The sequence below is a fragment of the Nitrosomonas sp. genome, assembly GCF_019752415.1.
Classification (GTDB): domain Bacteria; phylum Pseudomonadota; class Gammaproteobacteria; order Burkholderiales; family Nitrosomonadaceae; genus Nitrosomonas.
In genome coordinates this window covers 1-12786 of sequence record NZ_JAIEME010000096.1, presented here as the reverse complement: position 1 = coordinate 12786, position 12786 = coordinate 1, and the positions used below count along the sequence as shown (strand labels likewise).

The window sequence follows — 12786 nt, the reverse complement described above, 5'->3', positions numbered from 1 at the left end:
CATCAAAGTTTAGATTTTATCTGGGAGGCGGCAGATAGCGTGCCATTAATACACCGGTGATCCCCGCAATCTCATCCACGACATGCTGCGGTACCGGACTGTCTACATCGACCAGTGTATAGGCCATTTCGCCACGTGATTTGTTGATCATGTTATGGATATTCAATCCGGCCTTGGCCATACTGGTAGAAATCTGCCCCAAAATGTTGGGTACATTGGCATTCGCCACCGCGACCCGGTAAGGGGATTCCCGTTCCATGTAGATATCAGGAAAATTGACCGTGTTCGTGATGCTGCCGTTTTGCAGATGATCTATGAGTTGATTGACCGCCATGATGGCACAATTCTCTTCCGCTTCCAGTGTCGAAGCACCGAGATGTGGCAAGGTGATCACTGCTTTCTGGCGCTGAAGTTTTTGACTGGGAAAGTCACAGACATAGTATTTTATTTTGTTGGCGGCGATACCCACCAAAATAGCTTCCTCATCGACAATAGCGCCCCGCGAGAAATTCAACAAAATGACATTCGGATTCATCATTTTTATATGCTTCTCATCGATCAAGTGACGCGTAGAATCCAGCAACGGAATATGCACGGTGATAAATTCGCTATGGCGGAGCAAGTCTCCCATGCTGTGCGCTTTTTTTACTTCTGCGGATAGACTCCAGGCTGAGTCGACGGTAATCTTTGGATCATACCCGATGACCTTCATCCCCAGTTTGATCGCTGCATTAGCTACTAGCCGACCAATTTCACCCAAACCAATAATACCCAATGTTCGGCCAGGTAATTCGATGCCGGAAAAGCGTTTTTTCTCATTTTCCGCCTGCTTGTTTAGCGTTACATCATCACCTTGCATAGTGTCAACAAACTGCAATGCCGGAACCAAATTACGCGCGGCTAAAAGCATGCCAGCCAAGACCAGTTCCTTGACCGCATTGGCATTGGCTCCTGGTGTGTTGAATACGGGAATGCCGCGAGCGTTCATTTCTGGTACAGGAATGTTGTTGGTGCCAGCGCCCGCTCGTCCGATAGCCTTGACACTACTGGGAACTTTCCAGTTCAGCATATTTTGCGAACGTACCAGAATGGCATCCGGTTCAGCGATATCATTACCTACTTGATAGTAATCCGCAGGAAAGCGACTCAGGCCGAGGGGGGAAATCTGATTAATGGTCAGAATCTTGAAGGCTCTGTCTAGATTTTCAGGCATGCTGACTGGCAAACTCTTTCATAAATATTGCCAATTTTGCCACACCTTCCATCGGCATGGCATTATATATTGAGGCACGCATGCCACCGACCGAACGATGTCCCTTCAGTTGGATCAAGCCACTGATTTCGGCTTGCTTGAGGAACTCTCCATCCAATTGAGGGTTTCTGAGCGTGAAAGGCACGTTCATACGTGAACGATCGGATTGAGTCACCGGACAATGATAGAAGTCGGTGTTATCCAGTAAGTCATACAACAGATTGGCTTTGGTGATGTTGATTTTTTCCATTACCGCCAGTCCGCCTTGTTTTTTCAACCATGCGAATACCAGTCCGGTAATATACATAGCGTAAGTTGGCGGTGTGTTGTACATCGAATCATTATTAGCATGAATCTGGTAATCATAAAGCGTTGGGGTGCCTGCTATCGGCATGCCCAGTAAATCCTCGCGCACAATGACGAGTGTCAGTCCGGCCGGTCCCAGGTTTTTCTGTGCACCTGCGTAGATCAATCCAAAACGTGTCACATCCAAAGGTCGAGACAGGATATTGGATGACATATCGGCTACCAATGGAATATTGTTTTCCGCAGCAATTTCCGGGATCCAGTGAAACTCGACACCACCGATGGTTTCATTGCTGGTGTAATGAACATAGGCCGCCTCCGGATCCAAGTGCCATTGATCTTGTGGTGGAATATACGTGAAATTGGCATCCTCTGATGAAGCGGCGACATTGATTGCGCAATACCGGCTGGCTTCTTCGATGGCTTTTGTCGACCACTGACCGGTATTGATATAGTTCGCTTTATTTTTGCCGCGCAATAGATTCATTGGCACCATAGAAAACTGGCTGGAAGCACCGCCTTGCAGAAATAAGACCTTATAGTTTTGCGGTATTCCAACCAGATCGCGTAAATCGCTTTCAGTTTTTTCAGCAATAGCCATAAATTCTTTGCCACGATGGCTCATTTCCATGACGGACATGCCGCTGCCATGCCAGTCTAGCATTTCATCACGTGCTTGCTGCAGAACCTCTTTCGGAAGAACCGCAGGCCCTGCACTGAAATTATAGATTGGATCCATGGAGTATTTTGAGTAGTTACTGTTTCGCATCCAGGAGGTAGGCAGTTCGTATGATTTTAATCATCACTGTCACCCCCACTCTCGCTATCCTCGCTCTCTACCACCCTTTCCAGTCCAGCAAGTTTCTCGCCCGCATCCAGGTTAATTAAGGTAACGCCTTGTGTGGCACGGCTCATTTCCCGCACTTCATTGACACGGGTACGGATGAGTACGCCGCCGGAAGTGATCAGCATAATTTCATCATCTGGTTTGACCAGTTTTGCTGTGACAACTTTACCATTTCGTTCACTGGTTTTGATCGCAATCATGCCTTGTGTGCCTCGGTTATGGCGTGTGTACTCGCTGATTGGCGTACGCTTGCCATAACCATTCTCAGTCGCTGTTAATACCGTGAGTTCTTCATTTTCAGCGACCAGTAAGGAAATTACCTTTTGTCCGGCACCGAGTTTCATGCCACGCACGCCGCGGGCGGTTCGCCCTACCGGACGTACATCATTTTCACTGAAACGCATGGCTTTTCCGTTGTCTGAGAACAGCATGACATCATGCTTTCCTTCGGTCAGCTCAACACCAATCAAATAATCGCCTTCATCCAGTCCGATAGCGATAATGCCATTGTTCCGCGGACGGGAAAATTCTGATAGGGGGGTTTTCTTGACGGTTCCAAAAGAGGTGGCCATAAATATATAGCGAGTTTCATCGAAAGCTTTAACGGGTAGAATTGCGTTAATTTTCTCGCCTTCTTCCAGTTGTACCAAATTAATGATTGGCTTGCCACGGGATAGTCGTCCACCTTGTGGCACTTCATAGACCTTGATCCAGTACACACGACCCAAACTTGAAAAACACAGAATATAGTCATGGGTGTTAGCGATGAACAGCTTGTCTATGAAGTCATCTTCTTTGGTGCTCGTTGCCAGCTTGCCGCGGCCGCCACGTTTTTGTGCGCGATATTCATCGAGTAATTGCGATTTAATATAGCCGCTGTGCGAAAGTGTGACGACGACATCGGCCGGTGTAATCAAATCTTCCATACTCAAATCTTGCGTATCGACAATAATCTCACTGCGGCGTTTGTCACCAAATTGCAGTTTGATTGCATCCAGTTCTTCAGTGATGATGCTGGTAATACGTTCTGGGCTAGCCAGGGTATTAAGATAATCAATAATTTTTTCTATGACTTCCTTGTATTCTTCGACGATTTTTTCTTGTTCCAAGCCGGTTAGGCGTTGCAAGCGTAATTCCAAAATCGCTTGCGCTTGCGCATCCGATAAGCGATAACCCTGAGTCTTTAAACCGAATTCTTCACCTAACCCATCTGGGCGTAGTGCGTTGGCATCTGCCATGGCGCGCGATAGCATTTCCTCAACCAATTGAGAACGCCAAACTTTTGTCATAATCGCATCTTTGGCAACAGACGGTGTTGGCGCAGCTTTTATCAGCGCGATGATTTCATCGACATTAGATAAAGCAACTGCCAGACCTTCCAATAAATGCCCGCGTTCACGTGCTTTCTTGAGTTCGAAAACAGTACGCCGCGTGACAACTTCACGGCGATGGCGCAGGAAAGCATCCAGTATCTGCTTTAAATTCAGCAAGCGCGGTTGGCCATCCAAGAGCGCTACCATGTTCATACCGAAGGTATCTTGCATCTGTGTTTCTTTATACAAGTTATTCAGTATGACTTCAGGTACCTCGCCACGCCTCAGTTCGATCACGACACGCATGCCTGATTTATCTGATTCATCGCGTAAATCAGAAATACCTTCAATTTTCTTGTCGCGAACCAATTCACCAATACGGATTAGTAAATTAGCTTTATTAACCTGATAGGGCAATTCATCTACGACGATGCATTGACGACTGCCTTTTTCCATGTCTTCAAAATGAGTGCGGGCACGCATGACAACACGGCCGCGACCTGTACGATACCCGTCTCTTACTCCGGAAACACCATAGATAATACCGGCTGTTGGAAAATCTGGAGCTGGGATGTGCTCAATGAGCTCATCAATACTGATATCGGGATTTCTGAGTAAGGCGAGACAGGCTTCGATAACTTCATTCAGATTGTGCGGCGGAATGTTGGTCGCCATACCTACGGCAATGCCTGAAGAGCCGTTGATCAGTAGATTGGGAATCTTGGCAGGAAGTATCAGTGGTTCTTTCTCAGAATCGTCATAATTGGGGCCAAAATCAACCGTTTCTTTGTCGAGATCAAAAAGCAGCTCATGGGCAATACGCGACATGCGGATTTCAGTGTAGCGCATCGCTGCAGCATTATCGCCATCCACCGAACCAAAATTACCTTGTCCATCAATTAACATGTAACGCAAGGAAAAGTCTTGTGCCATGCGAACAATCGTGTCATATACTGCAGTGTCGCCGTGGGGGTGGTATTTACCGATCACATCGCCCACAATACGTGCAGATTTTTTGTAAGGTCTGTTCCAGTCGTTAGAGAGCTCATGCATGGCGAACAATACGCGCCGATGTACCGGTTTTAATCCATCGCGCACGTCTGGCAGGGCACGGCCGACAATAACACTCATGGCATAATCAAGATAGGAACGCCGCATCTCTTCTTCAAGACTGATGGGCAAAGTTTCCTTAGCGAATTGATTCATATCTTATGATTTTTCTGAGAAACAACAGGTTATGATGCAGAGGTGTATCTTATTACAAATAAAGTATAAGAAATTTATAAATCGGTGCATTCTAACATGCTGTCATCATTTCACAGTTAACTTTGATATATAAAGATTGTGATAATAAGTAGGTTTTTAAAGAAAAAAAGCTTGAAAAAGCAGAATAAATAGGTAAACATAATAGCTTTTCTAACTTTTCCTTAGCAGGTAGGCAGGGTGCTTAATTGAATTTTCCATCTGAAATGAGAGTGTAATGCTGTGCCTAATTTAATGAATACATACTCACGGCTTCCCGTTACCTTTGTCAAGGGCGAAGGGGTGTGGTTGTGGGATGACCAGGGTGAACGGTATCTGGATGCGTTGGCTGGTGTTGCTGTGTGTGGACTTGGGCATTGTCATCCAAGATTAACTCGAGTGATATGTGAACAGGCCAACACACTGATTCATACATCTAATCTATATCATATCGAAAAGCAGGAGCGCTTGGCGGATCGCTTGATTGAATTATCGGGAATGGATAATGCATTTTTCTGTAATTCCGGTGCGGAGGCCAACGAGGCGGCCATAAAACTAGCCCGATTGCATGGACATAATAAAGGAATTTCAATTCCAACGATTGTTGTTATGGAACGCTCATTCCATGGCCGCACGATGGCAACCCTGACAGCAAGTGGAAATCGTAAGGTACAGGCTGGGTTTGAGCCTTTATTGTCGGGATTTGTGCGCGTTCCCTATAACAGCATGGAAGCGATTACACAGGTTGCCGTGAATAATAAAGACGTCGTTGCGGTACTGGTAGAGCCTTTTCAGGGTGAAGGCGGTGTTAATATTCCTGAAGCGCATTATCTAGGGGAATTACGGAGTTTGTGTGATCAATATGGCTGGCTTTTGATGCTGGATGAAGTGCAGTCAGGGATCGCACGGAGTGGAAAATGGTTTGCGTTTCAACATAGTAATATTATGCCGGATGTAATAACTCTGGCGAAAGGTCTAGGGGGGGGGGTCGCGATTGGTGCTTGCTTGGCAAAGGACAAAGCTGCTGAAGTCTTCAAGCCGGGTAATCATGCGTCCACCTTTGGCGGGAATCCACTGGCTTGTGCTGCTGCGATTGAAACACTGAATGTGATTGCCGATGAGAATCTTCTTGAACATGTGACAAAATTGGGCGATTTCATGCGGGATAAGCTGAAAAAACAATTGGCAGATGTCGCGGGAGTTGTGCAAGTCAGGGGCCAGGGTCTGATTGTCGGTATCGAGCTTTCAGTGCCTTGTGGCGAATTGGTAAAGAAAGCTTTGGAAAAGAAGTTATTAATCAATGTAACATCCGATAAAGTGATACGTTTGTTACCTGCGTTTGTGATGCAGCAAGGTGAAGCCGAGCAAGTTGTGGATACGATTTGCTTGTTAATAAAGGAGTTCTTGAATAGCTAAAGCAGATTACCCAAGGTAATGTTTCTCTGATTGGTTATTTATCTCGTTATGCAACTAAAGCATTTTTTGCAATTCAATGATTTTTGCCGTGAAGAATATGAGTATTTATTTGAGCGCACTCGCTGGATAAAGCAGGAGTTCAAGCAATACCGGCAATACTGGCCTTTGAGTGACCGCACGCTGGCGATGATATTTGACAAAAATTCGACCCGTACGCGCTTGTCATTTGAAGCAGGTATGCATCAATTAGGTGGCGCGGCAATCTATCTGTCAACGCGTGATACGCAACTGGGACGAGGGGAGCCGGTAGAAGATGCTGCGCGGGTGATTTCGCGTATGGTCGATCTGATAATGATTCGTACCTATGAGCATGACATTATTAAGCGCTTTGCGGAGAATTCAAGAGTTCCGATAATTAATGGATTAACCGATGAATATCACCCCTGTCAAATTATGAGTGATATCTTTACGTATATTGAATACAGAGGCAGTATAGAAGGCAAAACCATCGCGTGGATTGGTGATTCCAATAACATGTGTAATACCTGGTTGCAGGCAGCTGAGATTTTTAATTTTAAAGTACATGTATCAACGCCTCCTGGCTATGATATTAATCCTGAGAAAATAGGGTTAAGTAGCGCAACACATTATGAAAGGTTTGCCAATCCCCACAAAGCGGTGATTGGTGCGGATCTTGTTACTACAGATGTGTGGACCAGTATGGGGTTTGAATCAGAAGCTGAGCAAAGAAAAAATGATTTTGCTGAATTCTGCGTTGATGAGGAGATGATGTCTTTGGCTAAAAACAATGCACTATTCATGCATTGTTTGCCAGCTCATCGCGGTGAAGAAGTCAGCGCAGAAGTCTTGGATGGGCCGCAATCGGTAGTATGGGATGAGGCAGAAAACCGGCTGCATACGCAAAAAGCACTGATGGAATATTTACTATTGGGTAAATTAGGTGCTGGAAGTTAAGCTTGCATTTTAAAATAAACTTGTGATTCCCCGTGGTCTTGCCACAAGGAACATATAGTTTGTGTTTTTAAAGTCAGTGAAGCGCGCCTTTTTTGGTTTTCAGCGCCGTAATACCCGTGGTCTTGCCGCGGGGATAGGTGCAGGGCGCGCGGAGCAAATTTATTGATTTAAGTTCTATATCGTAGTTGTGCGAGATGAAAAAACATAATGAAAAAAATTAACAAAGTTGTTTTGGCCTTTTCGGGAGGCTTGGATACTTCAGTAATCTTGAAATGGTTGCAGGATACCTATCAATGTGAAGTTGTGACATTTACTGCTGATATCGGGCAGGGGGAGGAAGTTGAACCAGCGCGAGCAAAGGCAAAGCAACTCGGTGTCAAGGAAATTTATATAGATGATTTGCGTGAAGAGTTTGTACGTGATTTTGTATTTCCGATGTTTCGAGCGAATACGATTTATGAAGGGGAATATTTGCTGGGTACAAGCATAGCGCGTCCATTGATTGCAAAAAGGCAAATTGAAATTGCCAATGAAACAGGGGCGGATGCGGTGTCGCATGGTGCAACGGGTAAAGGGAACGATCAGGTGCGGTTTGAGTTGGGATATTATGCGCTGCAGCCAGATATTCATGTGATAGCGCCTTGGCGTGAATGGGATTTAACTTCAAGAGAGAAGCTGCTTCTCTATGCTGAACTACATGGCATTCCGGTTGAAATGAAAAAGAAAGCAGGATCGCCTTACAGTATGGACGCAAATCTTTTGCATATTTCCTACGAAGGCAGGATTCTTGAGGATCCAGCGACGGAGCCGGAGGAATCAATGTGGCGTTGGAGTGTTTCGCCCGAGAAAGCGCCGGATGAACCTGAGTATTTGGATGTGGAGTTTAAGCGCGGCGATATTGTCGCGCTGAATGGCAATAAATTATCACCAGCGAGTGTACTAGAGAAGCTCAACCAATTGGGTGGAAAACACGGAATAGGTAGATTAGATTTGGTTGAGAATCGCTATGTTGGTATGAAGTCTCGCGGGTGCTATGAAACGCCCGGTGGAACAATTTTATTGCGCGCGCATCGTGCGATTGAATCGATAACTTTGGATCGGGAAGTAGCGCATCTAAAGGATGACTTGATGCCACGCTATGCAGCCTTGATTTATAATGGGTATTGGTGGAGTCCGGAACGTAAAATGTTACAGGCTATGATTGATGGCAGTCAGGAAAGAGTGAATGGCTGGGTGAGATTGAAATTGTATAAAGGGAATGTCATTGTAGTAGGAAGAGATTCCCGTACTGATTCATTATTTGATCCGAATATTTCGACCTTTGAAGATGATGCGGGTGCTTATAATCAAAGCGATGCAGCAGGATTCATAAAACTAAATGCTTTAAGGTTGCGTATTGCAACTGGAGTTGAAAGGAATAAAAATTAAGGTTTTCCAGGTAGCGCGGTGCAAGATCCAAATCAATTGCCTCAGTTAAGAGAGATAAAATGCCAACATTTGATATTGTCTCAGAAGTTGATAAACAAGAAATCAGGAATGCAGTGGAACAGGTAAACAAAGAGGTGAGCACTCGATTTGATTTTAAGGGATCGGATGCGAGGGTTGAACAAGCTGATTATCAGCTAACAATGTATGCAGATGATGAATTTAAGCTGGAACAAGTATCCGATATCCTGGTGGTTAAATTGACGAAGCGAAATGTGGATGTGCGATGTCTGGACAAGGGGCAGGTTGAAAAAATAAGTGGCAATAAAGTAAAACAAGTAGTGACAGTTAAAACAGGACTTGAAACAGAGCTAGCTAAGAAAATTGTTAAATATATTAAGGATAGTAAGCTTAAAGTGCAAGCGAGTATTCAAGGGAATGTAGTACGTATAACAGGTGCAAAAAAGGATGTGCTGCAGGAAACGATACGATTAATAAAAAAAACAATAGATAATTTTCCGCTGCAATTCCAAAACTTTAGAGATTGATTAGATAGAAGATACAGAATCAAGCTTATTGAAAATCATTGGCATGTTTTAGAAATTAAATACTGGATTAGCAAAATGGGTCATGACTGTCTATGTTTGTCTTGACATGAAACAATAAACCCAATAGAATCCGCTCTCTTTTTTACCGTATCTTGTACGAGATATGAAGGTGCCAAATTGTTAATTACTAGCGCCTGAGTAAATAAATAAAACAGCAAATAGTACGTGGACGGCTAAAAGCCGTCCCAGTTTTTTAGGACATAGAAATGCCGACAATTAGTCAGTTAGTTCGAAAACCACGCACCGCTAAGCGAGTTAAAAGCAGCGTTCCAGCATTAGAGAATAGCCCACAAAAAAGAGGGGTCTGCACAAGGGTATACACGACAACGCCAAAAAAACCGAATTCAGCATTGCGCAAAGTTGCAAGGGTTCGATTAACTAACGGGTTTGAAGTATCAAGCTACATCGGTGGAGAAGGGCACAACCTTCAAGAACACTCGGTTGTGTTGATTCGTGGTGGTCGTGTAAAAGATTTGCCAGGTGTTCGATATCATACAGTTAGAGGTAGTCTAGATACAGCAGGAGTGAAGGATCGTAAGCAGGGTCGATCAAAATACGGTTCGAAAAAGCCAAAAACTGCCTAGAAAATAGATTAGGTGCTGTTTTTGTTGATAGATAAAATATGTTGCAAAAGGTAATGAGGTTGCATAATGCCAAGACGTAGAGAAGTTCCAAAGCGTGAGATATTGCCAGATCCAAAATATCACAATGTTGAATTAGCAAAATTTGTTAATGTTTTAATGACTCGCGGTAAAAAATCAGTGGCAGAGAGGATTATTTACGGGGCGTTAGAGCATATAGAAAAGAGAACTGGCAATGATCCATTGGAAGTTTTTACGCAAGCATTGACTAATGTTCGTCCAATAGTGGAAGTTAAAAGTCGTCGTGTTGGCGGTGCAAATTATCAAGTTCCAGTTGAAGTTAGATCAGTGCGTCGCAATGCTTTGGCCATGCGATGGCTTAGAGATGCGGCTAGAAAGAGAAGCGAGAAGTCAATGGATTCAAGACTGGCAGGTGAGCTAACGGAAGCATCTGAGGGCCGCGGGGGAGCAGTAAAGAAACGAGAAGAAGTACATAGAATGGCTGAATCAAATAAAGCATTTTCTCATTTCAGGTTTTAATTGACAGAGATTTTATGTATTTAAATCATTCGTAATTAGAATTAATTGTAAGGCATTTGACTGTGGCAAGAAAAACACCCATTGAGCGTTATAGAAACATAGGTATTATGGCGCATATCGACGCTGGCAAGACAACGACCACTGAGCGTGTGCTCTTTTATACTGGTGTGTCGCATAAATTAGGCGAAGTTCATGATGGCGCGGCTACCATGGATTGGATGGAGCAAGAGCAGGAAAGGGGAATAACAATTACCTCAGCTGCTACAACATGTTTCTGGAAAGGGATGGCTGAGAATTATCCAGAGCATCGAATTAATATCATAGATACACCAGGTCACGTAGATTTTACCATTGAAGTTGAGCGTTCTTTGCGTGTTCTGGATGGTGCGTGTACGGTATTTTGTGCAGTCGGTGGTGTGCAGCCGCAAACCGAGACGGTTTGGAGGCAGGCAAACAAATATAAAGTTCCGCGGTTGGCATTTGTGAACAAGATGGATCGATCGGGTGCTAACTTCATGCGCGTGTATGAGCAGATTAAAACGCGTCTTAAAGCAGTGCCAGTACCGATACAGTTGCCGATAGGTGTGGAAGATAGGTTTGAAGGGGTTATCGATTTAGTCAAGATGAAAGCCATTTATTGGGATGAGGAAAGTCGTGGTACTAAGTATCAGGAGCGGGATATACCCTCAGAGTTAAAAGCAGATGCACAGATATGGCGAGAAAAAATGCTGGAAACAGCAGCAGAAGCAAATGAAGACTTGATGAACAAGTATCTTGAAAATGGGGATTTGGAAGCTTCAGATATTAAAAGTGGCTTGCGGGCACGAACTATAAATAATGAAATAGTGCCCATGATGTGCGGAACCGCCTTTAAGAATAAGGGTGTGCAAGCTATGTTGGATGCGGTTATAGATTATATGCCGGCACCAACGGATGTATTGGCGATACAAGGTGAAACTGAGCGTGGTGAGCCGGATAAGAGATTGGCTGATGATAACGAGCCTTTCTCAGCATTAGCATTTAAGATTGCGACCGATCCATATGTAGGGCAGCTAATATTCTTCAGAGTTTATTCGGGGGTAGTTGTATCGGGAGATACAATCTATAACCCGGTCAAAGGAAGAAAAGAAAGAATTGGCAGGATACTTCAAATGCACGCAAATCAGCGTGAAGAAATCAAAGAAGTCCGGGCTGGAGATATAGCGGCGGCAGTTGGCCTCAAAGATGTCGTTACCGGAGATACTTTGTGCGATCCGCATAAAATAATTACATTGGAAAGAATGGATTTTCCAGAACCAGTCATACATGTGGCTGTTGAGCCAAAGACGAAAGTAGATCAGGAGAAAATGGGTATTGCACTTAATAGACTGGCTCAAGAAGATCCTTCTTTCAGGGTGCGAAGTGATGAAGAATCAGGGCAGACAATTATCTCTGGTATGGGGGAGTTGCATCTAGAAATCATTGTCGATCGTATGAAAAGGGAATTTGGAGTAGAAGCTAATGTAGGAGCACCTCAGGTTGCTTATCGTGAAGCGATAAAGAAACAAGTTGAAGTAGAAGGGAAATTTGTGAAGCAATCAGGGGGGCGCGGACAGTATGGTCATGTATGGCTGAGGATGGAGCCAAATGAAACTGGAAAAGGTTTCGAGTTCATAGATCAAATAAAGGGTGGCTCAGTGCCGCGAGAATATATACCTGCAGTTGAAAAGGGGTTATTGGAAACGCTGCCAAGTGGTGTGTTGGCTGGATATCCGGTGGTGGATGTAAAGGTAATACTTTTTGATGGATCATACCATGATGTGGACTCTAATGAAAATGCATTCAAAATGGCGGCTTCAATAGCTTTCAAGGATGGGATGCGCAAAGCAAATCCAGTGTTACTAGAACCGATGATGGCGGTTGAAGTGGAAACACCAGAAGATTTTATGGGAAATGTTGTCGGTGATTTATCATCGAGACGTGGCATGATCCAAGGTATGGAAGATGTGCCTGGATTCAAGGTAATCCGAGCTGAAGTGCCATTAGCAGAAATGTTTGGATATTCTACGGCGTTGCGATCTGCTACGCAAGGAAGAGCAACTTACTCAATGGAATTTAAGCATTATTCTGAAGCTCCTAAGAATGTAGCAGAGGCAATAATAAATAAGAAATGATTGAATGTGAATAGAGTGTAAAGGAATGAGTCATGGCAAAAAGTAAATTTGAGCGGTCGAAGCCACACGTAAATGTTGGTACGATAGGGCATGTTGATCATGGAAAGACGACGCTGACAGCGGCGATT

Annotated in this window: 11 protein-coding genes; 8 read left to right on the top strand and 3 right to left on the bottom strand. The window is 44.3% G+C overall.

What is annotated here, in order from left to right; all coding sequences use genetic code 11:
- Positions 1–16: 16 nt before the first annotated feature.
- The 3 genes from K2P83_RS13205 to gyrA are packed head-to-tail and all read right to left on the bottom strand — an operon-like array spanning position 17 to position 4924.
- On the bottom strand, positions 17–1213 hold the full coding sequence (locus K2P83_RS13205; RefSeq protein WP_292929929.1) for a 3-phosphoglycerate dehydrogenase family protein: 1197 nt from the start codon (positions 1211–1213) through the stop codon (positions 17–19).
- Positions 1206–2297: a 3-phosphoserine/phosphohydroxythreonine transaminase gene (serC, locus tag K2P83_RS13200; RefSeq protein ID WP_292929927.1), complete on the bottom strand. Its 1092-nt coding sequence runs from the start codon at positions 2295–2297 to the stop codon at positions 1206–1208. The genes K2P83_RS13205 and serC overlap by 8 nt, the downstream gene beginning before the upstream one ends.
- Before the next feature lie 56 nt (positions 2298–2353).
- Positions 2354–4924 carry a DNA gyrase subunit A gene (gene gyrA / locus K2P83_RS13195; RefSeq protein WP_292929925.1) on the bottom strand — a complete coding sequence of 857 codons (2571 nt, stop codon included), beginning with the start codon at positions 4922–4924 and terminating at the stop codon, positions 2354–2356.
- 291 nt (positions 4925–5215) lie between these two features.
- Here gyrA and K2P83_RS13190 point away from each other — a divergent pair, with 291 nt between their 5' ends.
- The 8 genes from K2P83_RS13190 to K2P83_RS13155 form a co-directional block, all read left to right on the top strand.
- Complete coding sequence (locus K2P83_RS13190) at positions 5216–6376, top strand: aspartate aminotransferase family protein (protein WP_292929923.1); 1161 nt, start codon at positions 5216–5218, stop codon at positions 6374–6376.
- Between the two features lie 48 nt (positions 6377–6424).
- The gene (argF, locus tag K2P83_RS13185; RefSeq protein ID WP_292929921.1) at positions 6425–7351 is read left to right on the top strand and encodes an ornithine carbamoyltransferase; all 927 of its coding nucleotides are present in this window, start codon (positions 6425–6427) and stop codon (positions 7349–7351) included.
- 207 nt (positions 7352–7558) lie between these two features.
- Entirely contained in the window at positions 7559–8779 is a 1221-nt protein-coding gene (locus K2P83_RS13180) for an argininosuccinate synthase (RefSeq protein ID WP_292929920.1), read from the top strand.
- Positions 8780–8838: 59 nt separating this feature from the next.
- A complete protein-coding gene (locus tag K2P83_RS13175; RefSeq protein WP_292929919.1) occupies positions 8839–9324 on the top strand; it encodes a YajQ family cyclic di-GMP-binding protein in 486 nt (161 codons plus the stop codon).
- 266 nt (positions 9325–9590) lie between these two features.
- Positions 9591–9968, top strand: coding sequence for a 30S ribosomal protein S12 (gene rpsL, locus K2P83_RS13170; RefSeq protein WP_292929918.1), 378 nt, complete (start codon positions 9591–9593; stop codon positions 9966–9968).
- A gap of 66 nt (positions 9969–10034) precedes the next feature.
- Complete coding sequence (gene rpsG, locus K2P83_RS13165; RefSeq protein ID WP_292929917.1) at positions 10035–10505, top strand: 30S ribosomal protein S7; 471 nt, start codon at positions 10035–10037, stop codon at positions 10503–10505.
- 62 nt (positions 10506–10567) lie between these two features.
- Positions 10568–12658 (top strand): elongation factor G, encoded by a 2091-nt coding sequence (fusA, locus tag K2P83_RS13160; protein ID WP_292929916.1) that lies wholly within the window; start codon positions 10568–10570, stop codon positions 12656–12658.
- Between the two features lie 32 nt (positions 12659–12690).
- The coding region (locus tag K2P83_RS13155; RefSeq protein WP_292929966.1) for a GTP-binding protein at positions 12691–12786 on the top strand (96 nt) is incomplete at its 3' end.

Bases quoted from the DNA above. Each gene is read 5' to 3' on its own strand.
- K2P83_RS13205 (WP_292929929.1), bottom strand. From the start codon at position 1,213: ATGCCTGAAAATCTAGACAGAGCCTTCAAGATTCTGACCATTAATCAG.
- serC (WP_292929927.1), bottom strand. From the start codon at position 2,297: ATGGATCCAATCTATAATTTCAGTGCAGGGCCTGCGGTTCTTCCGAAA.
- gyrA (WP_292929925.1), bottom strand. From the start codon at position 4,924: ATGAATCAATTCGCTAAGGAAACTTTGCCCATCAGTCTTGAAGAAGAG.
- K2P83_RS13190 (WP_292929923.1), top strand. From the start codon at position 5,216: ATGAATACATACTCACGGCTTCCCGTTACCTTTGTCAAGGGCGAAGGG.
- argF (WP_292929921.1), top strand. From the start codon at position 6,425: ATGCAACTAAAGCATTTTTTGCAATTCAATGATTTTTGCCGTGAAGAA.
- K2P83_RS13180 (WP_292929920.1), top strand. From the start codon at position 7,559: ATGAAAAAAATTAACAAAGTTGTTTTGGCCTTTTCGGGAGGCTTGGAT.
- K2P83_RS13175 (WP_292929919.1), top strand. From the start codon at position 8,839: ATGCCAACATTTGATATTGTCTCAGAAGTTGATAAACAAGAAATCAGG.
- rpsL (WP_292929918.1), top strand. From the start codon at position 9,591: ATGCCGACAATTAGTCAGTTAGTTCGAAAACCACGCACCGCTAAGCGA.
- rpsG (WP_292929917.1), top strand. From the start codon at position 10,035: ATGCCAAGACGTAGAGAAGTTCCAAAGCGTGAGATATTGCCAGATCCA.